The following is a 23,626-nucleotide window of genomic DNA, read 5'->3' on the forward strand; positions in this document are numbered from 1 at the left end:
AGCAGGCCGATGTGGTGGCGCTTCAGGTACTCGATCATTCGCGCGCGTGAGCGCATAGACGCCGGCCGACGGCTCGCCTCCGATCGCCCGGAAGGCGGTCTGACACGCGCGTACGCCAACGTACCCACGCGTCGTGTCGGCGCTTGCGCGCGGGGTAAGGTCGGCTCACCATGACCTCCTCCCGGACGGCCGTTGACGGCGCGGTGGTGGCGGCGCACGAGTTCTTCCGGCGCGGCGAGGCCAGCGCGGAAGGGTGGAGCATGCTCATCGGCCGCGGCTGCGACTGGGAGCGCGCGTACCGGGACCGGTGGGCGCACGACAAGGTCGTCCGGTCCACCCACGGCGTCAACTGCACCGGCTCGTGCTCGTGGAACGTGTACGTCAAGGACGGGCTGATCACCTGGGAGACGCAGGCCGTCGACTACCCGCGCACCGACCCGGGCCGTCCCGACCACGAGCCGCGCGGCTGCCCGCGCGGCGCCTCGTTCTCCTGGTACACGTACTCGCCGGTCCGGCTGCGCCACCCGTACGTCCGCGGAAGCCTGCTCACCGCCTACCGCGCCGCGCTGGCCGAGGTCGACGGCGACCCCGTCGCGGCCTTCGCCCGCGTCGCCGCCGACGGCACCTACCGCTCCCACCGCGGCCGCGGAGGGTTCGTGCGCGCCAACTGGGAGGAGGCGGTCGACCTCGTCGCCGCCGCGACCGTCCACGCGATCCGCGAGCACGGCCCCGACCGCGTCGCGGGCTTCACGCCGATCCCGGCGATGTCGCCGGTCTCCTTCAGCGCCGGGAGCCGCTTCGTCTCGCTCATCGGCGGCTCGATGCTCACCTTCTACGACTGGTACGCCGACCTGCCGCCCGCCTCGCCGCAGGTGCTCGGCGACCAGACCGACGTGCCCGAGTCCGCCGACTGGTGGGACGCCGGCTACCTGATCATCTGGGGCACGAACCTCCCGATGACGCGCACGCCCGACGCGCACTTCATGACCGAGGCGCGCTACCGCGGGCAGAAGGTCGTCGTCGTCTCGCCCGACTACTCCGACCACGTCAAGTTCGCCGACGACTGGCTGCCCGCCCAGCCCGGCACCGACGGCGCGCTGGCGATGGGGATGGGCCACGTGATCCTCAAGGAGACGTGGGTCGACCAGCCCGTCGCGCGCTTCTCCGAGTACGGGCGCAAGTACACCGACCTGCCCATGTTGGTGTCGTTGACCGAGCGCGACGGCGCCTACGTCCCCGCCGGCTTCCTCACCGCCGCCGACCTCGGCGAGACCGGCGAGAACGCCGAGTGGAAGACCGCCGTGCTCGACGCGGCCACCGGCGCGCCCGTCGTCCCCAACGGGTCGATCGGCTTCCGCCACGGCGAGGCGGGCGTCGGCCGCTGGAACCTCGACCTCGGCGACGTCGAGCCCCTGCTGACGCTGCTGCACCGCCCGGACGGCGAGGCGGTCGAGGTGCTGCTGCCGCGCTTCGACGTCGGCACCGGCGAGGACGGCGGCCAGGGCGGCGGCGTGATGCGCCGCGGCGTCCCGGCGATCCGCGTCGGCGACCGCCTCGTCACCACGGTCCTGGACCTCACGCTGGCCACCTACGGCGTGCGGCGCGACGGCCTGCCCGGCGCGTGGCCGGCCGACTACGACGACGCCTCCCAGCCCTACACGCCCGCCTGGCAGGAGGCGATCACGACCGTCGACCGCCACCTGGCGGTCAAGGTCGCGCGCGAGTTCGCGCGCAACGCCGAGGTCTCCGGCGGGCGCTCGATGATCTGCATGGGCGCCGGGACCAACCACTGGTTCCACTCCGACCAGACCTACCGCTCGTTCATGTCGCTGTTGCTGATGTGCGGGTGCATCGGCGTCAACGGCGGCGGCTGGGCGCACTACGTCGGCCAGGAGAAGATCCGCACGTTCGCCGGCTGGCAGATGGTCTCCGGCGCGGCCGACTGGGGCGGCCCGCCGCGCCAGGCCCAGGGCACGTCGTGGTTCTACACGCACACCGAGCAGTGGCGCTACGACCGCCTGCGCCCCGAGCGCTTCGCCTCGCCGCTGGGCGACGGCCTGCTCGCCGGCCAGACCGCGATCGACGCCCACGCCAAGGCCGTGCGGATGGGGTGGATGCCGTCGTTCCCGACCTTCGACGCCAACCCGCTGGACCTCGGCGACGAGCTGCACGAGCAGGGTGTCGACGCCGGCGCCGAGGTCGCCGCGCGCCTGAAGGACGGCCGCCTCACGTTCGCCGTCGACGACCCCAGCGCGCCGACGAGCTTCCCGCGCGTCCTGTACGTCTGGCGCTCGAACCTGCTCGGCTCCTCGGGCAAGGGCCAGGAGTACTTCTTCTGGCACCTGCTCGGCGCGCCGCAGGAGCACCCGCTGGCGCAGGAGCTACCTCCCGACGAGCGCCCGCGCGACGTCGCCTGGCGCGACGAGGCGCCGCGCGGCAAGCTCGACCTGCTCGTCACGCTCGACTTCCGGATGACGACGACCGGCTCGTTCTCCGACGTCGTCCTGCCGGCGGCCACGTGGTACGAGAAGCACGACCTGTCGATGACCGACATGCACCCGTTCGTGCACGCGTTCTCGCAGGCCGTGCCGCCGCCGTGGGAGGCGCGCAGCGACTGGGACTGCTTCGGCGCGATCTCGCGCCGCTTCTCCGAGCTGGCCGCCGACCGGCTCGGCGTCCGCCACGACGTCGTCGCCACACCCGTCCAGCACGACACGCCCGGCGAGATCGCCCAGCCCGGCGGCGTCGTGCGCGACTGGCGCGCCGGCGAGTGCGAGCCGATCCCGGGCCGGACGATGCCCGCGATCGCCGTCGTCGAGCGCGACTACGGTGCGGTCGGCGACAAGTGGGCGGCGCTCGGCCCGCGCGCGGAGTCCGTCGGCTCGACGGTCAAGAGCGCGAAGTGGATCCCCGACGAGGAGGTCGCGTGGCTGGCGCGGCGCAACGGCCGCGCGGTCGGCGGCGCCGCCGACGGCCGCCCGTCGCTGGCCCGCGCCGAGCACGCCGCGGAGGCCATGCTGCGGCTGTCGGCGGTGACCAACGGCCGCTTGGCGGTCGCGGGCTTCCGGACGCTGCAGGAGCGCTGCGGCGTCGAGCTGGCCTCGCTGGCCGAGCCCGCCGAGGACGTGCGGATCACGTTCCAGGACACCCAGGTCCAGCCGCGCCACGTCATCACCTCGCCGGAGTGGTCGGGCATCGACGAGGAGGGCCGCGCCTACGCCGCGTTCACCATCAACCTGCGACGCGGCAAGCCGTGGCACACGCTCAGCGGCCGCATGCACTTCTACCTCGACCACGCGTGGATGCGCGAGCTGGGCGAGGCCCTGCCCGCCTACCGGCCGCCGATCGACCCCAGGATGATGCTCGCGGGTGGGGTGGAGGTCGGCCCCAACGGCGCGCCGGAGATCGCGCTGCGCTACCTGACGCCGCACTCCAAGTGGTCGATCCACTCCGAGTACCAGGACAACCTGCACATGTTGACGCTGTTCCGCGGCGGCTCCGGCGTCTGGCTGAGCCCGGACGACGCGGAGGCGATCGGCGTCAAGGACAACGACTGGGTCGAGGCGTTCAACAAGAACGGCGTCGTCGTGGCGCGCGCGGTCGTCTCGCACCGCGTGCCGCGCGGCGTGTGCCTGCTCTATCACTCCAAGGACCGCCAGATCAACACGCCGCGCAGCGAGATCGACGGCCGCCGCGGCGGGACCGAGAACGCGCTGACGACGATCGCGATGAAGCCCACGCACATGATCGGCGGCTACGCCCAGCTGTCGTTCAGCCCCAACTACTACGGGCCGACCGGCTCCAACCGCGACTCGGTCGCGGTCGTCCGACGGCGCGCGAGCGAGGTCAGGTTCTAGGCCATGAACGTCAAGGCGCAGATGGCGATGGTCATGAACCTCGACAAGTGCATCGGGTGCCACACCTGCTCGGTCACCTGCAAGCAGGTCTGGACCAACCGGCCGGGCACCGAGTACGTGTGGTTCAACAACGTCGAGACCGCGCCCGGCCAGGGCTACCCGCGCCAGTGGGCGTCGCAGGACCGCTGGCGCGGCGGCTGGGAGCTGGACCGCCGCGGGCGGCTGCGCCTGCGCGCGGGCGGGCGCGTCAAGAAGCTGCTGACGATCTTCTCCAACCCCGACCTGCCCGGGTTGGACGACTACTACGAGCCGTGGACCTACGACTACGAGACGCTCGTCACCGCGCCGCTGGGCGACCGCGACCCGGTCGCGCGACCGCGCTCGCAGATCACGGGGGAGGCGGTCGACCTCGCCTGGGGCCCGAACTGGGACGAGGGCCTGGCCGGCGCGCCCGAGCACGCGCACAAGGACCCGCACCTGGACGGCCTGCAGGAGCGCGTGCGCATGACCTACGAGCAGGCCTTCATGTTCTTCCTGCCGCGGATCTGCGAGCACTGCCTGAACCCGTCGTGCGTCGCGTCGTGCCCCTCGGGCGCGATGTACAAGCGCGAGGAGGACGGGATCGTGCTCGTCGACCAGGACCGCTGCCGCGGCTGGCGCTACTGCGTCTCGGGCTGCCCCTACAAGAAGGTCTACTTCAACCACAACACGGGCAAGGCCGAGAAGTGCACGCTCTGCTACCCGCGCATCGAGCACGGGCAGCCGACGATCTGCTCGGAGACCTGCGTCGGGCGGATCCGGTACCTGGGGTTGGTGCTCTACGACGCCGACCGCGTGGAGGCGGCGGCGTCGACCCCCGACGAGCGCGACCTGCTCGCCGCGCAGCGCTCGGTCTTCCTCGACCCCGAGGACCCCGAGGTGATCGCCGCCGCGCGCGCGGCCGGGATCCCCGAGGACTGGCTGGACGCCGCGCGGCGCTCGCCGGTCTACGACCTGGCGATCCGCTGGGGCGTGGCGCTGCCGCTGCACCCGGAGTTCCGCACGCTGCCGATGGTCTGGTACGTGCCGCCGCTGTCGCCGGTCGTCTCGACGCTGGAGCACGACGGCTACGAGGCCGACCCCGACGACGTCTTCGGCGCGATCGACGCGCTGCGGATCCCGATGGAGTACCTGGCCAACCTGCTGGCCGCCGGCGACGTCGAGACGATCCGCGGCGTGTTGCACCGGCTGGCGTCGATGCGGGCGTTCATGCGCAAGCGCGAGGTCTTGGGGATCAAGGACGACATGTTGCCCGACCACGCCGGGCTGACCGCGGCCGAGCTGGAGCGGATGTACCACCTGCTGGCGATCGCCAACTACGAGGACCGCTACGTGATCCCGCTCGCGCACGCCGAGCTGGGCGACCGGCTGATGGAGCAGCAGGGCGCCTGCGGGCTGGACTTCGAGGACGGGCCGGGCAACTGCGGCGCGGTCGAGCGACCGCCGGTGACGTCGTCGCCCGAGGTCACCAACTTCCACCTGATCGACCTCCTGGAGGGCGGGCGATGAGCCGGGCGGCCGCCGCCCCGCCGCCGTGGGCGTTGTTGTCGCTGATGCTGCGCTACCCGGAGGACATCCCGCCGGGCGCTTTGGAGGCGGGCGTCGCTGAGCTGCCGCGACGCGGCGCGCCCGCGCGGGCGCTGTTGGAGCGCTTCCTGGCCGAGTGGGACGCGGACCCCGCGACCTACGTCGCGACGTTCGACCTGCGCCGTCGCGCGTCGCTGGAGCTGACGTTCTACCGCTACGGCGACACGCGCGAGCGCGGCCCGGCGCTGTTGCGCATCAAGAAGCTCTACCGCGCCGCCGGGCTGCCGCTGGACAGCGCGCAGCTGCCCGACCACCTCACGGTGATGCTCGCGTTCGCCGCGCTGGCGCCCGACGGCTACGGCGCGGCGCTGCTGGCCGAGCACCTGCCCGCGCTGGAGCTGCTGCGCCGCTCGCTGCACGACCTCGACAGCCCGTACGCCCACGTGGTGGACGCGGTGATGACCGGCCTGCCGCCGCTGGACGTCCACGAGCGGGCCGAGGTCGTCAAGCTCGCGCGCGAGGGGCCGCCGGAGGAGGCGGTCGGCCTCGAGCCCTACGGGCCGCCGGAGGCGATGCCGCGATGAGCTTGGCGCACAGCCGCTCGGCCTCGCGGCGCCCCTTTCGGAGGAGGTGGCCGGCATGAGCGCCGGGGCGATCCTGTTGTGGATCATCCTGCCCTACGTCGCGATCGCGACGTTCGTCGTCGGCCACTGGTGGCGCTATCGCACCGACCAGGTCGGCTGGACGAGCCACTCCACGCAGATCTTCGAGCACAAGATCCTCGGCTGGGCCGGGCCGTTGTTTCACTACGGCGCGCTGGCCGCGGTCGGCGGGCACGTCATCGGCCTGCTGATCCCCAAGTCCTTCACCTCGGCGATCGGGATGTCGGAGTCGACCTACCGCTGGTTCAGCGCGATCGCCGGCGCGATCGCGGGCGCGATCTGCGTGGTCGGCTTCGTCGGCCTCTGCTGGCGGCGGTCGACCAACGCCCGCGTGCGCAAGACGACGTCGCGGACCGACCTGGTGGTCTACGGGTTGTTGACGATCTTGATCGGGCTGGGCTGCTGGATGACCTACGCCCACAACCTGATCGCGGCCTCGCCCTACGACTACCGCGAGACCGTCTCGCTGTGGTGGCGCTCGCTGTTCACGCTGCGGCCGAACGTCGGCGCGGTGCAGCACGCCAACACCGTCTACCAGGTGCACGCGATCGTCGCCTGGGCCTTCTGGGCGCTGTTCCCGTTCTCGCGGCTGGTGCACGCGTGGTCGATCCCGCTGCAGTACCTCGGGCGGCCGTACATCCTCTACCGGCGCCGCTACCCGGCGCGAGCGCGATGAGCGACGACGCGACGGCGGCGGCGGCGGCGGCGACGACGACGACGGCGCGCGACGCCGAGGCCACGCGCCAGCTCGTCCTGGCGACCGTCGCCTTCACCGTCTGCTTCTTCGCGTGGTCGCTGCTCGGCCCGCTGGCGCCCGACCTCCAGGACGACCTGGGGCTGTCGAACTTCGAGTCCTCCGTGATGGTCGCGGTCCCGGTGCTGCTGGGCTCGGTCATGCGGATCCCGCTGGGCTGGCTGACCGACCGGCTCGGTGGCCGGCCGATCTTCATCGCGCTGATGGCCTTCACGGTCCTGCCGCTGCTGGGCCTCATCGTCTGGCACGACTCGCTCGGCGTGCTGCTGCTCTTCGGCCTCCTGCTCGGCCTCGCCGGCGCGTCGTTCGCGGTCGGCGTCCCGATGGTCAACGGGTGGTACCCGCCCGCGCGCCAGGGCTTCGCGCTCGGCGTCTACGGCATGGGCATGGGCGGGACGACGCTGGCCGGGCTGATCGCGCCGCGCATGGGCTCGATCACCGCGCCGTTCTGGGTGGCCATCGGCGCGTTGTTGGTGACGATGGCGTTGTTCGTGGCCTTCGCGCGCGACGCGCCGCGCCCGCCGCGCGAGGGTCCGGCGCCCGGCATGTTCGCCGCGCTGGGGATCTTCAAGACCTCGGGCCGCGCGTGGGCGCTGACGTTGTTCTACTTCCTGGCCTTCGGCGGCTTCGTGGCGATGTTCCTGTACCTGCCCAAGCTGCTGACCGGCGTGCACCACCTGTCGAAGTCCGACGCGGGCGCGCGGGCCGCCGGCTTCGCGCTGCTGGCGGTGATCGGGCGGCCGACGGGCGGCTGGCTGTCGGACCGCATCGGCGCCGCGCGCGTCCTGCACGTCTGCTTCGTCGGGACCGCCGTCCTGGCCGCGGTGCTGGCGTTCACCTACAAGCACATGGTGCCGCTGACGATCGCCTGCCTGGCGATGGCCGTCGTCCTGGGCCTGGGCACCGGTGCGGTCTTCAAGCTCGTCCCCGACTGGTTCCCGGACCGCGTCGGCTCGGTCACCGGCGTCGTCGGCGCCGCGGGCGGGCTGGGCGGCTTCTTCCCGCCGCTGGTCATGGGCGTCGTGAAGTCGGCGACCGGCAACTTCATCATCGGGTTCCTGCTGATGGCGCTGGTCGCCGTGGTCTGCGAGCTGGTGCTCTCCGTCGTTATGCGCAGCAAAGCTGCGCAACCGGCGGTCCGCGCGCGGTCGGCGTGACGGTCGACGGGACCGTGCGGCCCGGGCGGCGGCGCGCGGCGCGTCCGTAGTTCGCCGCAGCGGGTTCGCGGGTCGTCGCCGATGGCGGGCGGGGCGAGGGCTGCGAGGGTTGGGGCATGGTCGCCAAGCCCATCGTCGTCGCCGTGGCCGCCACCGGGCGGTCCGGGACGCCGGACGTCCTCGCCTGCGCCGTCGCGGCCGCGCGCCTGCTGCGGGCGCCGCTGGTGCTGGCCGGGATCGCGGTCGGCGAGCGGCCGGCGGACGCGGGGGAGCGGCCGGACGCGCTGCGCGCCGCGGTCGCGCGCGAGCTGCACCGGCAGGCCGACGTGGTGCCGGACGACGTGCCGTGCACGGTCCACGCGCGGCGGGCGGCGAGCGTGCCCGAGGGGCTGCGCGCGGTCGCCGCGGAGGAGGACGCGCAGCTGCTGGTCGTGGGGAACGGCGATCGGGTGCCGCGGGGCGCGAGCTGCCCGGTGCTGGTGACGCCGGCGGGAACGAGCGCGCCGGAGCGGCCGGCGGTGGCGGCGGCCCCGGCCCCGGCGGCCGCCCCGGCCTGACCGCGTTCTTGCGGGCGCGCGGGCGCCGCGCGCCTACCATCGGGGCATGGCCTCCGACGACGGCCGAGACCCCGAGCTGGACGAGCCGCTCTCGTCGCTGGACGACGAGGCGGGCACGCGACGCCTGTCCGAGATCTCGGTGGCGTCGGCGAAGGTCGCCGCGATCGTCGAGGCCGCCGAGCGCGCCGCCGAGGAGATGCGGATCAAGACCGAGGAGAAGGTCCGGTCGCGCATCGCCGAGGCCGACCGGGCCGTCGACCTGCGCGTCGAGGCCGCCGAGGCCGAGGCCCGCGAGATCCTCGACGCCGCCCGCGCCGAGGCGGCCGGGGTGGAGGCCGAGGCGCGCGAGAGCGTGCGGGCGATCCACGAGCGCGCCGCGCAGGCCCGCGAGGAGGGCGAGCGGCGTCGGTCCGAGCTGATCGCCGAAGCTCAGGCCGAGGCGACCCGCCTCCGCGACGACGCCGCCATCGCCGCCGAGCAGACGACCCGCGACGCCCGCGACGAGGCCCGCGCGATCCTGGCCGAGGCCAACGCCGCCGCCCGCGGGGTGCTCGCGGACGGCACCGAGCTCTCCGGCCACCTGTCCGAGCTGAGCGAGTCCCTGCGCCGCAACGCCGAGCGCCTCCTCAACGACGTCAAGCTCGCCCACGCCCGCCTGACCGCCGACCTCGACCAGGGCACGCCGCCCGGCACCTCGATCGACACCGCGCCTTCCGCCTCACGCCCTTCCGCCACACCCTCCGGCCGCCGCCGCGCCGTCGGCCCATCCGACGACGACTTCGAAGTGCCGGAATTCGTGCCCGGCCGCCGCTGAGCCGCCGACGCTGTTAAGATGTCTCTCTACCTGGGGCCATAGCTCAGCTGGGAGAGCGCCTGCATGGCATGCAGGAGGTCGGGGGTTCGAGCCCCCCTGGCTCCATCGGTACGAAAGCCCTGCATATGCGGGGCTTTCGTCGTTCTTGGGGCGGTGGTTTCGGGGCGGTCGATCGCGCTTGGTCCTGCGCGCGGTTTTCAGGCACTGGTGCCTTCGTTCGCGAACTTGGCCGTGGATTGCGGTCGATCGCGGTCGTTTCGGCTACCGCTTTCTCGTCCGCCGAGCCAGCGCCGGCGCTCCGGCCCGATCGTCGGCGAAGAGCGTCCCGCGACCGTTGGAGCAGCCCGGTGGCATGGCCCACGGAGAACGACCTCCATGGACGACAAGAACCGTACTTGCTGTGCCACGGCTGCTGCGTGTGACTTCGGCGAATGGGGAGAGGACGTGCGCGCACACGTGTCGCACGCTGCGCGGACGCTCGACGTCTTCCGGTTGGTGACCCCCGACCGCCTTCCAAGGCGCTTAGCTTGCCGACAACGCGCTGCGATGGGCCGAGTACCCGCGCGAGCAGCCACTGACCCTGGAGACGGTCGGCGACTGCTCGTCCGACTTGGCGAGCTCAGGGAGCTGGTCAAGGTGCGAGACCGGGCGGCCCGGCACCTCGGGCTGGTCGCGTATGTCGCACGCGGTGGTGGTCGGTCCGCTGCTGACGTTGGGCGGCACCGCGGAAGGAGCGCCGCTCGCCGGGGCTGGGTCCATACGATCGGGGGAGGATCCTTGACTAAGGAGTCCTTAGCGTAGAGGGTGTCGCACTGTCCACCGCGGCACGCGGTATCTCTCACCAGGGAAGGTCTTGACTCCGATGAATCTCGTCACGGAGCGACTCGGTTGTCGCGCGCTGGCCGTTCTCGCGCTGCTCGTGATCGGTTCGGGCGTGCTGGGCGTGTTCCTGTTGGGTGTGTCGCGCTCCTCGGCGCAGGAGGGGAACGCGGTGCCCGAGCCGCGTGGCTCGGTCGACCGGTTGCTCGATGGCGCGGAGCCGGTTCCGTCGATGTCGACGGCGACGTCGCGGACGTATCGGCGTGGGGACGGCACGTACATCTCGCGGGTGTTCGCTCAGGCGCCGACCTACAAGGCCGCCGACGGCGAGGAGCGCGAGGTCGACGACACGCTGCGGCCGGTCTCGGGTGGGTTCGAGACGACGGCCGATCGTTGGACCACCTTCTTCCCATCGAGCCTGGCGGAGCCGATCCGCATCCGCCGTGGTTCGGACTGGGCGTCGATGGAGCTGCAGGGCGCGAGCGGTGCGGGCGCGGTCGACGGCGAGAGGATCACCTACGCGGGGGCGTTGCGGGATGCCGATGTCGAGTACCGCGTGTCCAGTGGTGCGATCGGTGAGGAGATCCACCTCCATGGCGCCGACGCGCCTTCCCGGTACGTCTTCGATCTCCGGGCGGCCGATGGCGTGCGCGCCGAGGAGCAGAAGAACGGCACGATCTCTCTCGAGGACGCCGACGGCGACACGGTGCTGGCGTTGTCGCCCTCCTATGCCTTCGCCGACGTGGACCGCACGGCGACCAAGAAGGTGTCGACCGATCTCGATCGCACCGAAGACGGTTGGCGGGTCACGCTGACCGTCGAGGACGAGGCGTGGCTGCGGGAGGCGCTGCGCTCCGGCTCTGTGACGATCGACCCGACGGTCGCGCTGCAGACCCCGACCAAGGACTGCGGGCTGAGCTCCGACACGCCGGCGACGAGCTTCTGCTCGGGCAGCCAGCTCTGGGCCGGCTGGTCCGGTGATCACGATCATCACACGTTGATCCGCTGGGATCTCAGCGCGGTGCCGGCCGATGCGGTCACGCTGTGGGGTGACGTCGGCCTCTATCAGCCCAGCGGGTGGAGCATCTCCACCAGCAAGCAGCTCACGCTGCATCCGCTGACGCGCAACTGGACCAACGGCGCGTCGTGGAGCACCTACGACGGCACCAACACCTGGTCCACGCCCGGCGGTGACTTCGATCCGACCCCCGCGGCGAGCACGACCGTCCCGGCGCATCACACGGGCTGGACCGACTGGTCGGTCACCGGGCTGGTCCGGCGCTGGGTGGAGGGATCGCTGCCCAACTACGGCATCGCGATCCAGGACAAGGCCGGCCCGCACGTCGTCGGAGAGGAGGACTTCCTCTCCACCGAGGGCAGCACGGCCAACCAGGCGCCCGAGCTCGACATCGTCTGGATCCCGCGGACCGGTCGTCCCACGTCGTCGACGTTCGAGGCCCAGCAGCTCGACAGCAAGACCAACGCCGCGGTCAACGTCGCCAACGGCAACCTGCTGCTGGACACCAGCGACCTCGCCGTCCCCGGCACGGGCCTCGATCTCCGGCTCGACCACTATCACAACAGCCTGGCCAGCGCGACCGAGCTGCAGGGCATCGGCATCCGCGGCACCGCCAGCCTCGGTCGTGATCTGCACCTGAAGGCCTTCGACGCGCAGACGATCGCCTTCTACCGCGGCGACGGCCTCGCGCTGCCGTTCCTGGACCCGCAGGCCGACGGCACGATCACGACCTACAGCAGCCCTGCCGAGTTGGCCTCGGCCACGCTCACCAAGAGCGCGACGACCAACAAGTACACGTTGCGCCTGCCCGATGGGCTGCCGACCTACCCGAACGCCGACCTGACGCTGACCTTCGGCTCCGACGGCCGCCTGCTGACCCTCGCCGACGCCGCCGGCCACGCGATCGCGTTCTCCTACTACAGCGACGGCGACACCGAGATCCCCGCGTTGAACGGCATCACCGATGCCAACGGCGCCGCCTACCGCGTCACGCGCAACTACGTCGGCGACGGCTACATCCAGGACATCTTCGACACCGCCGGCCACACGTGGAACTTCCTCTACGGCCACGTCGACAGCGACTACCTGACGCGCTACACCGCCGGCGACGGCGCGATCAGCCGCTACGCCTACGACGCGCGCAACCGGCTGAAGTCGATCACGACGCCCGACGGCAACGTGACGCTCGTGACCTACAACGGGACGACGTCGCAGGTCGCGTCGATGGTCCGCACCAACAACGCGACGCACACCACCGGCCCGACCACGACCTTCACCTACAGCTCGCCGAGCACGCCGTGCGTGACGACCGGCGCGGACTTCGCCAAGACCGTCGTCCAGCGGCCCGACGGCACGTCCACCACCTACTGCGCCAACAACCACGCGCAGGTCACGTACGACAGCGACCCGCCCACCGCCTCGCCCTTCGGGGCCTGGCACGATCTGCGCGACCACTACACCAACGGCACCGGCACGCAGTCGATCACGCTGGCCGGCACCGACGCGGGCTCGGGCGTCAAGAAGCTCGCGCTCGAGGTCGTCGGCGGCGCCGAGGTGGCTGCCTCCACGCTGCCCTGCGACCCGCGCGCCGCGACCGACCCCACGGCCTGCCCCCACAGCACCAGCGCGACGCTGACCTTCGACCCCAGCGCCATCGGCGAAGGCCACCGGCCGTTCCGCCAGACCACGACGGACTTCGCCGGCAACGTCAAGGGCTCGTCCGCGTGGACGGTCGCGATCGATCGCACCCCGCCGCCCGCGCCGACCAACATGCAGGTGGAGTCCTACAACTCGACCACCGACGTGGCGCGGATCACCTGGGAGGCACGCGTCGATCCGGCGCTTGCCGACGGCAGCGCCGGCTCTGGCCTGGACCACGCGCAGGCCCGCTACCGACGAGCCGGTGGCGACTGGACCGCGTGGGCGACGGCCGACGCGCTGGGCCACTTCGACCTGCCCAGCGCTGCCACCGGCCAGCCGGTCACCGTGCAGGTCCGCACGGTCGACGCCGTCGGCAACGCCTCCGACAGCGCGTCGCTGGACGCGAGCGTCGACATGTCCGCGCCCGCGAACACGACCGAGCCCTCGATCTCCGGCACGCCGATCGACGGGCAGGCGCTGACCGTCGATAGCGGCGCGTGGGCCGGCACCGAGCCGATCGCCTACGCCCGTCAGTGGCAGCGTTGCGATGCGACGGGCGGTGGCTGCGTTCCGATCTCGGGCGCGACCGACGACACCTACACCTTGACGCCGGACGACGTCGGCGCGCGGCTGCGGGTCGCGGTCACGGCGAGCAACGCGGTCGCGTCGGTGACGGCGACGAGCGCGCCGACCGCTGCCGTCGAGGCGCTTCCGCCGGCCAACACGCAGCGGCCGACGATCGTGGGTTCGGCGATCGAGGGTCATACGCTCACCACGCACAACGGCACCTGGCAGGGCACCGCGCCGTTGACGTACGCCTACCAGTGGCGCCGCTGCGCGGCCGACGGCACGAGCTGCTCGGACATCGCCGGCGCGACCGACGCGAGCTACGTCGTGACGACCGCGGACGTCGACTCGGCGCTGCGCGTGGCGGTCACCGCCACCAACATGGCCGGTACCGACGCCGGCGAGAGCGAGCCCACCGCGGTCGCGACCGGCGCGCTCGCCGTGCCCGCGCTGCCGCGTCACGAGACCACCGACGTCGGCGATGCCACGTCCTTCCTGTACTCGGGCGACGATCCGGTGCAGCAGGGTGTCGCCGCGGGCACGATCGTCCACCAGCGTGCCGCGGTCGTTCGCGGCCGTGTGCTCGACGCCGACGGCGCGCCGCTGGCGGGTGTCACCGCCAGCGTGGTCGATCACCCCGAGCTGGGCAGCATGGCCACGGCTGCCGATGGCCAGGTGTCCCTTGCGGTCAACGGCGGTGGGCGCCTGCGCATCCGCCTGGAGCGTGCCGGCGACCTTCCGGTCGAGCGTCAGGTCGACGTGCCGTGGCAGGACTACGCGTGGTTCGACGACGTGCGGCTGGTGGCGCTGGACACGCACGTCACCGACGTCGACCTCTCCTCGCCGTTGGCGCCCGCGCAGGTCGCCCGCGGGTCGCAGGAGACCGACGATGCCGGCACGCGCCGCGCCACGCTGCTGTTCGGCGCCGGCACGCAGGCGACGATGAGGTTGCCCGGCGGCGGCTCGCTGCCGCTGTCGCACCTCAACGTGCGCGCGACCGAGTACACGGTCGGCGCGCACGGCGACGAGGCGATGCCCGCGCACCTGCCCCCGACCAGCATCTACACCTACGCGGTCGACTACACGGTCGACGAGGCGCTGGCCGCGGGTGCGACCGAGGTCGACTTCGACAAGCCCGTCGTCACCTACACCGACAACTTCATCGGCTTTGACGTCGGCGCGCGGGTGCCGGTCGGCTACTACGACGCCCAGCGCGGCGCGTGGGTGCCGTCCGACGACGGGCGCGTCGTCAAGGTGCTGTCGGAGTCCGACGGCGTCGCGACGCTGGACGTCGACGGCGACGGCGATCCCGCGACGACCGCTGAGCTCGAAGATCTCGGCGTCACCGACGACGAGCTGGCCCAGGTCGCCGATCTCTATGCGCCCGGCGACACGCTGTGGCGCGTCGCGGTCACGCACTTCACGCCCTACGACTACAACGCGGGCGTCTGGTGGCCGGCGGGCGCGCCCAACCCGGACGGGTCGCCGATCCTGGGCCTCTTCGGTGGCGGTGGGTGCTCCAGCGGCGGCTCGGTCATCGGATGCGACGACCAGACGCTCGGCGAGGACGTCGCGCTTTCGGGCACCGGCACCGCGCTGCACTACCGCAGCGACCGCGCGCCCGGTCGCGTCGTGGGCAACACGATGGAGTTGCAGGTCACGCCCGACGACCCCGGGCCGTTGCGCCGCGCGCAGATGACGATCGACGTCGCGGGCCAGCGGATCGTCCGGCAGTTCGACAACCGGGCCGGCCAGTTCTCGAAGTTCATCTGGGACGGCAAGGACGGCTTCGGTCGCGACGTCAACGGCGCAACCGAGGCGACGGTGACGCTGAGCTGGATCTACCAATCGCAGTACGCGCTGGACGACCGGTCCGGCGGCCGGGCCTTCGCCCAGGCGGGCGGCGCTTCCACCGGCATCCCGTCCCGCATGGAGGGCGGGATGGACGAGACGTTCAAGGTCACGCTCGGCGGCGCGGACGAAGCGCCCGACGACCTCGGCGGTTGGACGCTGGACGGCCACAACAGCTACGACCCGACGGCCAAGGTCCTGCGCCTCGGCGACGGCTCGCAGGTCAGCACCGACGAGGTCGGCTCGTCGGTCACGCGGATCGCGGGCGACCCGAGCTCGGTCATCATCAACAACCGCGCCTCGACCGCGCACCGCGACGCCGGCGACTCCGACGGCTGGGGCGACGGCGGCCCGGCGAAGGACGCGCTCTTCCTGAACCTCGGCGGCGGCGCCGCAGGCCCAGACGGCAGCCTCTACATCGCCGACACCGGGCACCATCGCGTGCGGCGGATCGCGCCCGACGGGACGATCTCGACGTTCGCGGGCGGTGGCGATCCGGGCCCGGACGACGCCGACGCGGGCGACGGCGGGCCGGCGACCGACGCCTACATCGACGCGCCGCTGAGCGTCGCGGTGGGCCCGGACGGCACGGTCTACATCGCCGCCCTCTTCAGCGTCCGCGCGGTCGGGGACGACGGGGTCATCCGGACGGTCGCGGGAACCGGAGGGGGCGGGACGCCGTCGGGCGACGACGGCCGGGCGACCGACGCGGTCCTCAGGGCCAACGCGGTTGCGGTGACGCCCGACGGCACGCTCTACATCGACGACTTCAACCACCACCAGATCCGACGCGTCGCGCCCGACGGCATCATCAGCCGCTTCGCGGGCACCGGCACATCGGGCTTCTCCGGTGACGACGGCCCGGCGGATGACGCCGAGCTCAACTACCCCTCGGGCGTGGCGGTCGGCCAGGACGGCGCCGTCTACATCGGCGATTCCTCCAACTATCGCGTGCGGCGCGTGGGCACCGACGGCATCATCACGACGGTCGCGGGCGACGGCGGACCCGGCCGGTCGGGCAACGGCCTGCCCGGGACCCAGGCGCATCTGCTGTACCCGGCGACGGTCTCGGTCGGCCAGGACGGGACGCTGTACATCGGCGAGACCGGTGACATCCGGCGACTGGACTCCTCCGGCGTCATCTCGGCGCTGGCCGGCGGCGGCAACCAGGACCCGGGCGCGGGCGGCGTCGCCGGGGCCGCGTGGCTGGAGTGCCCCAATGCGGTGATCCCGATGCCGGACGGTGCCAGCACCTACGTGACCGACAGCTGCGACGCGTCGCTGTACCGCGTCGGCCCAGCGCTGCCCGGGGTGGGCGCGGACGGCTACACGATCCCGTCGCCCGACGGCACCGCGGTGTTCCAGTTCGACCGCCACGGCCGCCAGACGCGCACGCTCAACGCGCGCACCGGCGCGGTCGCCGGCACGTTCGCCTACGACGGCGCGGGGCGGCTGACGTCGATCACCGACGGTGACGGCAACCAGACGCGGGTCGAGCGCGCCTCCGACGGCCACCCGACCGCGATCGTCGCGCCGTTCGGGCAGCGCACCGACCTGCACCTCGACGCCCACGGCCGGCTGTCGGGCGTCGAGGATCCCAACGGCCACACGACCTCGATGACCACGTCGAGCGACGGGCTGCTGAGATCGTTCCAGTCACCGCGCGGCGCGACCAGCACCTTCCAGTACGACGACGAGGGCCGTCTGACGCGCGACGCCGACGCGGTCGGCGGCGCCAAGTCGCTCGCTCGTGCCACGCACAACGGCGGCGCGACGGTCACGATGACCACCGCGGGCGGCCACGCGAGCAGCTACGCGCTGACCCGCGACCGCGACGGCGTCACGACGCGCGGCTACACCAGCCCGCAGGGCCAGACCGGCGGCACCAGCAAGGGCACCGACGGCGTCCTCACCCGCACGCTGCCCGACGGGTCCACCGTGACCAACCAGCGCCAAGCCGACCCGATCTTCGGCCTGGCGGCGCCGCTGACCAGCGGCTCGGTCTCCACACCGGGCGGCCGGACCTACTCCGTGACGACCAGCCGCGACACCGAGCTGTCCGACGACGACGACCCGCTGTCGCTCTCGAGCTCCGACGACGAGGCGGAGATCAACGGCAAGACGTGGCAGGTCCGCTTCGACCGCGGGACGACGACGCTGACGACCCTCTCCCCCGAGGGTCGGACGACCACGGCGGCGCTCGACGGGCAGGGGCGGCCGACCGCGAGCACGCAGCCAGGCGTCCTGGCGGCGACGACGAGCTACGACGACCGCGGACGGGTGAGCCAGACCGTCCAGGGCGCCCGAACGAGGACCTACCACTACAACTCGGCCGGCCTGGTGTCGGAGGTCGACGCGCCGCTCGGCGCGGTTACGTCGTACCTGTATGACGCGGGCGGCCGTGTCACGTCCAAGACGCTGCCCGGCAGCGCTTCGATCGCGTACACCTATGACGCCGACGGCAACCTCGCGTCGATCACGCCGCCCGGCCGCCCGGTGCACGTGTTCACCTCGACGGCGCTCGACCAGCCCAAGAGCTACACGGCGCCCGACGTTGGCGACGGCGCGACGCCCGTCACCTACCACTACGACGCGGACCGTCTGCTGACGTCGCTGGACCGCGCGGACGGCACCTCGCTCCAGTACGACTACAACGCCCACGGGAGCCTGGCGTCGATCGCTTCCGGCGGCGACGAGGTCCACTACCACTACAACTCCACGACGGGCCAGGTCACCAGCATCGACGGGTCCGACGGCGAGGACCTGTCCTTCGGCTACGACGGCGGCCTGGCGACGAGCGACACGCTGTCCGGCGCGGTCTCGGGCACGGTGACACGGACGTTCAACGACGACTTCCGCGTCTCGCGCGTGCAGGTGGCCGATGGCGCGACGGTCGACTACGCCTATGACGACGACGGGCTGCTGACGCAGGCCGGGCCGGTCACGGTCACCCGCGCCCCGGCTACGGGGATCATCACCAGGACGATCGCGGGTCGGGTGGCCACGACCGCCACCGTGGACGACTACGCCGAAGGCACCGGCTGGAGCGCGTCGGGCGCCCAGACGACGCTGCTATCCGCGACGTACGCACGCGACGAGCGCGGGCGGATCGTCTCCGAAGACGAGACCGACGAGGACGGGACGACCCACCGCACGTACGGGTATGACGACTCCGGGCGGCTGGAGGAAGTCCATCAGGACGGAGCGCTCATTGCGCACTATGCCTACGACGCCAACGGCAACCGCACGGCGGTGACGACGCCCGACGGCACGACGTCAGCGACGTTCGACGCGCAGGATCGACTGATCGGCGCCGGCGACGTTGCCTATACCTACGACAAGAACGGGCAGCTGACCGGCCGCCAATACGGCAGCGCGGTCACCACCTACACCTACAACCGCTTCGGAGCACTGCACGGCGCCCACCTGGCCGACGGCCGCGAGGTGGAGTACGTCCTCGACGGGCAGAACCGCCGTGTCGGCAAGAAGGTGGACGGGGACCTGGTCGAGGGCTTCCTGTATGGGAAGGCGCTGAACCCGGTCGCGGAGCTCGACGCCGATGGCGACGTGCGCAGCACGTTCGTCTACGGCGCCGACGGGACGACGCCGTCGCTGATGGTGCGCGGCGACACGACCTACCGGTTCGTAACCGACGAGCACGGCAGCGTCCGCTTGGTCGTCGATGTCGCCACCGGGACGGTCGCTCAGCGCATCGACTACGACGCCTACGGGCGGATCACGCTCGACACGAGCCCGGGCTTCCAACCCTTCGGCTACGCGGGCGGGCTCTACGACGCGGACACCGGCCTGACGCAGATGGGCCAGCGGCAGTATGACGCCGAGACGGGGCGGTTCACGACCAAGGATCCGGCGGGCTTCGGATCGGGCGCGACCAACCTCTATGAGTACGCGTTCGGCAACCCGATTAACCTCGCGGACGCGACCGGCGACGGGCTGGCCGACGCGATCGGCGGTCTAGTCGGGAGCATGGCTGGGGGTGCGGCGGGTGCCGTCTCGATGGTCGGCAACGCGATGGCGACGGCGGTCAACGCCGCGCCGGACTTCGCCGCCGGGGCGCTTGACGGCCTCACCGCGGGGCTCAGCACCCAGATCGCCGGCAGCCTCTTCGGGTTCAACCCGTCCTGCGCGGACTTTGGCACCGCGGGCGGCGTCGGCCAGGGCATCGGCATGGTCGCCTCGATGTGGGACGGCGCCGGCGCGGCGCGGCTCGCGGAGGAGGCGGCAGAGGAGACGGTGCGTGTCGGACGGTGGATGTCGGCCGAGGAGGAGGCGGCGATGCGCGAGAACGGTGTGGTCCAGGTCGGGGGCGGCGGCACCACCCACGTTGCCTATCCGGCCAACCCCAGCGCGTACGAGCGCCAGGCCAAGCCTGGCTCGCGATACGTTGAGTTCGACGTCCCGTCCGGCAGCGTCCACCCCGGCGGCCGCGCGGACTGGGGGCAGATCCCCAGCCCCGACAGCCCGGCGGGCCGGAATGCGGCGAGGAAGGGCAAGCCGGTGCAGTACCCCGTCCCCACAAGCAACGTCTCGCACGTCTCCACGAAACTGCCATGACCGACCCGTTCCTCGACTACCTCGAGCGCTGGACCACCAGTTTGCAGCGCCCAGAGCTGATGGTGCAGTTCACGGCCGGCCCGACTGACCGACCTAAGCGCGCAGCGTGGGCCGAGCTAACCGGCCCGAACGTCACGGGCGGCTTTTCGGTCTGGGAGTCCGGCGAGGTCGAGGTCGAGGGCTTCGAGGTCGCGACCGGCCGACGGATCATGGTGAAGAGCACGAAGGTCGGCTCACCGGCTGAGCTAGACCCGCTGCTGGAAAGGTTCGCCGAGACGTGCGCGTTGCGGCGCGAGGCGGCGGCGAAGCTGGAGAGTGTGTAGGCGGGCGTCGAGCCGCGATCCGGCATGTCGCGGCTGCTCGCAGCGGCTTGCGCCTGCCGTGGACGCGCACGCAGAAGTCTGAGGGCACCGCAGGAACATCCCGCTGGTCGAGCGCGAGCTCATGCCCGACAACCGCCGCCGGTTGTCCTTGTTGCGTGCGGTGCCGTTGGAGGTCGGGAAGACGGGGTCGTCGCGGCCGCTGTGCGCGCTGCGGGCCTTGTGCGCGAGCAGCTCGAGATGCAGCGCGGGGACCATCGGGATCTCGCGCAGGCCGGCCTGGGTCTTTGAGCGCCCGATGGAGATGCGCCGGTTGGCGAAGTCGATGTCGCGCCAGAGCAGGTGGCAGAGCTCGGTCGCGCGCGGGGCCGGCCCGTGCTGACCGAGGACGTCGACACGCGCGAGCTGGTGATGGCCTAGTCATGTCCTACGCCTTGATGATCGCCGGCGCCGTCGCGGACCTCGGGTAGCTCATCGCCACCGCGGTCGGCCTGGCCCTGGCCGTCTGGGTGGCCGGCGGCGTCCTGTCGCGCGTCGGCGGCGCCTGCCTGGTCGTCGCCGGCGCCCAGCTGCTCGCCGCATTGCCTCGGAAAGCCGGCCGGACCGGACCTAGGTCACGGTTTCTCGTAAGACGGGCCACTAGGTGTTCATGATGCGCTTTCGAGACAAGGTGGCGATCGTCACCGGTAGCAGTCGGAACATTGGACGGGAGATCGCGGCCGGGATCGTCCGCGAAGGGGGACGAGTCGTGATCAACGCGCGCGAGTCGGCCGATGAGCTCGACGGGACCGCCGAGGAGCTGCGTGCCGCCGGCGGCGACGTGTTGTCCGTGCTCGCCGACCTCGCGGTGCGTGGCGCCGTGGACCGCATGGTGGCTGAAGCGATCGAGGCCTACAAGAAGATCGACGTCCTGGTCATCAACCACTCGATCCGGCCGGCGAAGGGCCTTCTGGACATCACCGACGAGGAGCTGGACCTGGTGCTCGGCGTGAACCTGCGCGCGACGTTCCATCTGCTGCAGGCGGTGCTGCCGGGGATGGTCGAGCGTGGAGCGGGCTCGGTCGTGATGCTCGGCTACCCGCCGGCCGGCGGTCGCGCCGGCGTGGTCGCCGAGCCGCGGGCCCACTCGCTCGCATCGCTGGCGGCCAAGCACGCCGTGATCCGGTCGGCGATGTACGAGTTCTCGCCGCACGGGATCCGGTTCAACTGGGTCAGCCCCGGCATGACCGACACCTTGCGCAAGCACCCTGAGTGGTACCCGGACGCGGGCGGCCAGCTTCAGGCGCGCGAGGACATGCTTCGCCTCGTTCCGATGCGCCGGCCGGGGCAGCCTGGGGAGGTCGCAGCCGCGGTGCTGTTCCTCGCCTCCGACGACGCGTCGTACGTCAACGGCACGATGATCGGGGCGGACGGGGGCTTTCCGCTGTAGGCGATCAGCGACCAGGCACCGGCCGGGTTCAGCTCCCGTGCCCGAAGTGCTCGCGGTTGAGCGCGGCGAAGCGCGCCCACTCAGGTGGGAGCATGTCCTCGGCGAACGCCGCGTCGACAGGACAGGCCTCGACGCACGCGTCGCAGTCGATGCACTCCTCCGGGTCGATGTAGAGCTGCTCGGCCTCGGCGAATCCGGGCTCCTCGGGCGTGGGGTGGATGCAGCTCACCGGGCAGACTTCCGAGCAGGACGCGTCCTTGTTGCCGATGCACGGTTCGGCGATCACGTAGGCCATCGGGCGACCCTAAAGGCGGCGCGGCTCACCGCACGGCGACTCAGGTCACAGGCTCGGGACGCTCGTCGAGCAGTGAACCGGGTCCTCGCGCCGCACGGCGGGCGAGGGAAGCCGGCGACTGATTCCAACATCCGATCCGCGACGTCATGGTGTCCCTGACGCCCGCGTCCAGACGAGCGCCCGCTCATGAACCACCACGAGGTCATCGACGTGACGACGCTGCCGTGACCGCTCGCGGGGTAGGGACATCGTCCCTGCCCCGCAGCGACTTTGGTCGTTTGTCGGAGGCGGGCCGCGGGCTACCGTCGCGACGATGGACGCCCGACCCGTCGCCGAGGCGCTCGCGGACTTCGCCGCGGGCTTCGACCTGACCACCGACGATCGCCGCGACGCGCTGCTCGCCCGAGCGCGCCTGCACGTGCTCGACACCGTCGGTCTCGCGCTCGCCGGCTGGCGGGCCGAGGACGGTGTCGGCGATGCGCTCGTCGCCGGGCTTCTGGGTGCCGAGGAGCGCGGTGGTTCGACGATCATCGGCTCGGATGTCGGGGGCACCGCACCGATGTCGGCCATGGTCAACGGCGCGCTGGCCACGGTCTGGACCTTCGACGACATCGACCCAGGCACCGTCATGCACTGCGAGGCGTTCGCGACCGCCGCGACGCTCGCGGTCGCCGAGCAGACGGGCGCGTCCGGCTTGGAGCTGTTGGAGGGCTTCGTCGTGGCGACGGAGGTCGCGTTGCGGCTGGCGTCCGCCGCGCACGGCGAGTCCGGCCTGTACTTCTCCGGCTTCCACGGGACCTCGGTCTTCGGCACGGTCGGTGCGGCGGCCGGAGCGGCCAAGCTCCACGGTCTCGACGCGAATGGCATCGCCGACGCGATCGCGCTCTCGGCGAGCATGGCCGGCGGGACGTCGGCGGGGTGGACCGCGGCGTCGGGGCGCAACAAGACGATGCACCCGGGCTGGGCGGCGCAGGCCGGCGTGGTGGCCGCGCGTCTGGCGGCGGCCGGCTACGGCTGCAGCCACGACACGATCGACGGCGAACGTGGTCTGCTCGAGGCGCACACGTGGCGCGAAGGCTGGTCGCCGGAACCGATCCTCGCGGGCATCGGCGAGGACTGGCGCCTCTTCGACCTGTACGTCAAGCTGCATCCGACGGGCTCGTCGACGCAGGCGACCGCCGACGCCGCGTCGATCCTCTTCGAGGAGCACGGCATCCGCGCCGGCGACGTCCAGAGCGGGACGATCATCGTGCCCGCGCAGCTCGCTCAGATCCTGGAGGACATCGGCGACAGCCTCTACCGGCCGTCCACCGGCTCCGCGTCGATCGGCGCGTTCCCGCTGCTCGTCGCGCGCATCTTGATGGAGGGCGGCTACACGCTCGCGCATCGCACCGACGCGGCGGTCCGCGAGCCCGAGCTGCTCGCGCTGGGCGATCGCTTCGCGGTCCGCGCCGACGACGAGCACCTCGACCTGGCGCCCGAAGACCGGCCGACGACCGTCGAGGTGGTCACCGCCGACCGAACGGTGCGTGCGACGACCACGTCGAAGGCCAAGGACTTCCCACACGACTCGATCGTGCGCAAGTTCCACGCCAACGCAGGGCTCGCGCTCGGACCGGCGCAGGTCGACGACCTCGCGGCGACGTTGCTCGCGCTCGACGAGCTGCCGGACGTCCGCGAGCTCACCGCGCGCCTGGCGGTGCGTGCTGACGCGACCGCGCTCGGCTAGCGCGCGCAAACCCGG

At 72.1% G+C, this 23,626-nt stretch carries 12 protein-coding genes and 1 tRNA gene; 12 read left to right on the forward strand and 1 reads right to left on the reverse strand.

Going from position 1 to position 23,626, the window contains the following annotated elements; genetic code table 11:
• Positions 1 to 170: 170 nt before the first annotated feature.
• The 11 genes from VFG42_RS19415 (at position 171) to VFG42_RS19465 (ending at position 21,587) form a co-directional block, all read left to right on the forward strand.
• The gene (locus VFG42_RS19415) at positions 171 to 3,857 is read left to right on the forward strand and encodes a nitrate reductase subunit alpha (protein ID WP_324910439.1); all 3,687 of its coding nucleotides are present in this window, start codon (positions 171 to 173) and stop codon (positions 3,855 to 3,857) included.
• A 3-nt stretch (positions 3,858 to 3,860) separates the two neighbouring features.
• Entirely contained in the window at positions 3,861 to 5,405 is a 1,545-nt protein-coding gene (gene narH / locus VFG42_RS19420; RefSeq protein ID WP_324910440.1) for a nitrate reductase subunit beta, read from the forward strand.
• A complete protein-coding gene (gene narJ / locus VFG42_RS19425) occupies positions 5,402 to 6,007 on the forward strand; it encodes a nitrate reductase molybdenum cofactor assembly chaperone (RefSeq protein ID WP_324910441.1) in 606 nt (201 codons plus the stop codon). The genes narH and narJ overlap by 4 nt, the downstream gene beginning before the upstream one ends.
• Before the next feature lie 55 nt (positions 6,008 to 6,062).
• The gene (narI, locus tag VFG42_RS19430) at positions 6,063 to 6,761 is read left to right on the forward strand and encodes a respiratory nitrate reductase subunit gamma (protein WP_324910442.1); all 699 of its coding nucleotides are present in this window, start codon (positions 6,063 to 6,065) and stop codon (positions 6,759 to 6,761) included.
• Positions 6,758 to 7,996 (forward strand): MFS transporter, encoded by a 1,239-nt coding sequence (locus tag VFG42_RS19435; RefSeq protein WP_324910443.1) that lies wholly within the window; start codon positions 6,758 to 6,760, stop codon positions 7,994 to 7,996. Before narI ends, VFG42_RS19435 begins: the two co-directional genes overlap by 4 nt.
• A 116-nt stretch (positions 7,997 to 8,112) precedes the next feature.
• The gene (locus VFG42_RS19440) at positions 8,113 to 8,553 is read left to right on the forward strand and encodes a hypothetical protein (protein WP_324910444.1); all 441 of its coding nucleotides are present in this window, start codon (positions 8,113 to 8,115) and stop codon (positions 8,551 to 8,553) included.
• Positions 8,554 to 8,599: 46 nt separating this feature from the next.
• Complete coding sequence (locus VFG42_RS19445; protein ID WP_324910445.1) at positions 8,600 to 9,367, forward strand: hypothetical protein; 768 nt, start codon at positions 8,600 to 8,602, stop codon at positions 9,365 to 9,367.
• A gap of 32 nt (positions 9,368 to 9,399) precedes the next feature.
• Positions 9,400 to 9,472 (forward strand) — tRNA-Ala (locus VFG42_RS19450).
• A gap of 757 nt (positions 9,473 to 10,229) precedes the next feature.
• The gene (locus tag VFG42_RS19455) at positions 10,230 to 19,838 is read left to right on the forward strand and encodes a DNRLRE domain-containing protein (protein WP_324910446.1); all 9,609 of its coding nucleotides are present in this window, start codon (positions 10,230 to 10,232) and stop codon (positions 19,836 to 19,838) included.
• Positions 19,835 to 20,161 (forward strand): hypothetical protein, encoded by a 327-nt coding sequence (locus VFG42_RS19460; RefSeq protein WP_324910447.1) that lies wholly within the window; start codon positions 19,835 to 19,837, stop codon positions 20,159 to 20,161. Before VFG42_RS19455 ends, VFG42_RS19460 begins: the two co-directional genes overlap by 4 nt.
• A 646-nt stretch (positions 20,162 to 20,807) precedes the next feature.
• Complete coding sequence (locus VFG42_RS19465) at positions 20,808 to 21,587, forward strand: SDR family NAD(P)-dependent oxidoreductase (RefSeq protein ID WP_324910629.1); 780 nt, start codon at positions 20,808 to 20,810, stop codon at positions 21,585 to 21,587.
• Positions 21,588 to 21,615: 28 nt separating this feature from the next.
• Here the strand turns inward: VFG42_RS19465 and VFG42_RS19470 are convergent, their stop codons facing one another.
• Positions 21,616 to 21,882: a ferredoxin family protein gene (locus VFG42_RS19470; protein WP_324910448.1), complete on the reverse strand. Its 267-nt coding sequence runs from the start codon at positions 21,880 to 21,882 to the stop codon at positions 21,616 to 21,618.
• Between the two features lie 313 nt (positions 21,883 to 22,195).
• On the opposite strand from VFG42_RS19470, the gene VFG42_RS19475 reads away from it, so the two are divergent.
• Complete coding sequence (locus VFG42_RS19475) at positions 22,196 to 23,611, forward strand: MmgE/PrpD family protein (protein WP_324910449.1); 1,416 nt, start codon at positions 22,196 to 22,198, stop codon at positions 23,609 to 23,611.
• Positions 23,612 to 23,626: the final 15 nt, after the last annotated feature.

The sequence above is a fragment of the Baekduia sp. genome, from assembly GCF_035685985.1.
Classification (GTDB): Bacteria; Actinomycetota; Thermoleophilia; order Solirubrobacterales; family Solirubrobacteraceae; genus Baekduia.

Coding starts and splice junctions, on each gene's coding strand:
- VFG42_RS19445 (WP_324910445.1), top strand. CDS start 8,600: ATGGCCTCCGACGACGGCCGAGACCCCGAGCTGGACGAGCCGCTCTCG.
- VFG42_RS19465 (WP_324910629.1), top strand. CDS start 20,808: ATGATGCGCTTTCGAGACAAGGTGGCGATCGTCACCGGTAGCAGTCGG.
- VFG42_RS19460 (WP_324910447.1), top strand. CDS start 19,835: ATGACCGACCCGTTCCTCGACTACCTCGAGCGCTGGACCACCAGTTTG.
- VFG42_RS19435 (WP_324910443.1), top strand. CDS start 6,758: ATGAGCGACGACGCGACGGCGGCGGCGGCGGCGGCGACGACGACGACG.
- narJ (WP_324910441.1), top strand. CDS start 5,402: ATGAGCCGGGCGGCCGCCGCCCCGCCGCCGTGGGCGTTGTTGTCGCTG.
- VFG42_RS19470 (WP_324910448.1), bottom strand. CDS start 21,882: ATGGCCTACGTGATCGCCGAACCGTGCATCGGCAACAAGGACGCGTCC.
- VFG42_RS19415 (WP_324910439.1), top strand. CDS start 171: ATGACCTCCTCCCGGACGGCCGTTGACGGCGCGGTGGTGGCGGCGCAC.
- VFG42_RS19455 (WP_324910446.1), top strand. CDS start 10,230: ATGAATCTCGTCACGGAGCGACTCGGTTGTCGCGCGCTGGCCGTTCTC.
- narI (WP_324910442.1), top strand. CDS start 6,063: ATGAGCGCCGGGGCGATCCTGTTGTGGATCATCCTGCCCTACGTCGCG.
- VFG42_RS19475 (WP_324910449.1), top strand. CDS start 22,196: ATGGACGCCCGACCCGTCGCCGAGGCGCTCGCGGACTTCGCCGCGGGC.
- narH (WP_324910440.1), top strand. CDS start 3,861: ATGAACGTCAAGGCGCAGATGGCGATGGTCATGAACCTCGACAAGTGC.
- VFG42_RS19440 (WP_324910444.1), top strand. CDS start 8,113: ATGGTCGCCAAGCCCATCGTCGTCGCCGTGGCCGCCACCGGGCGGTCC.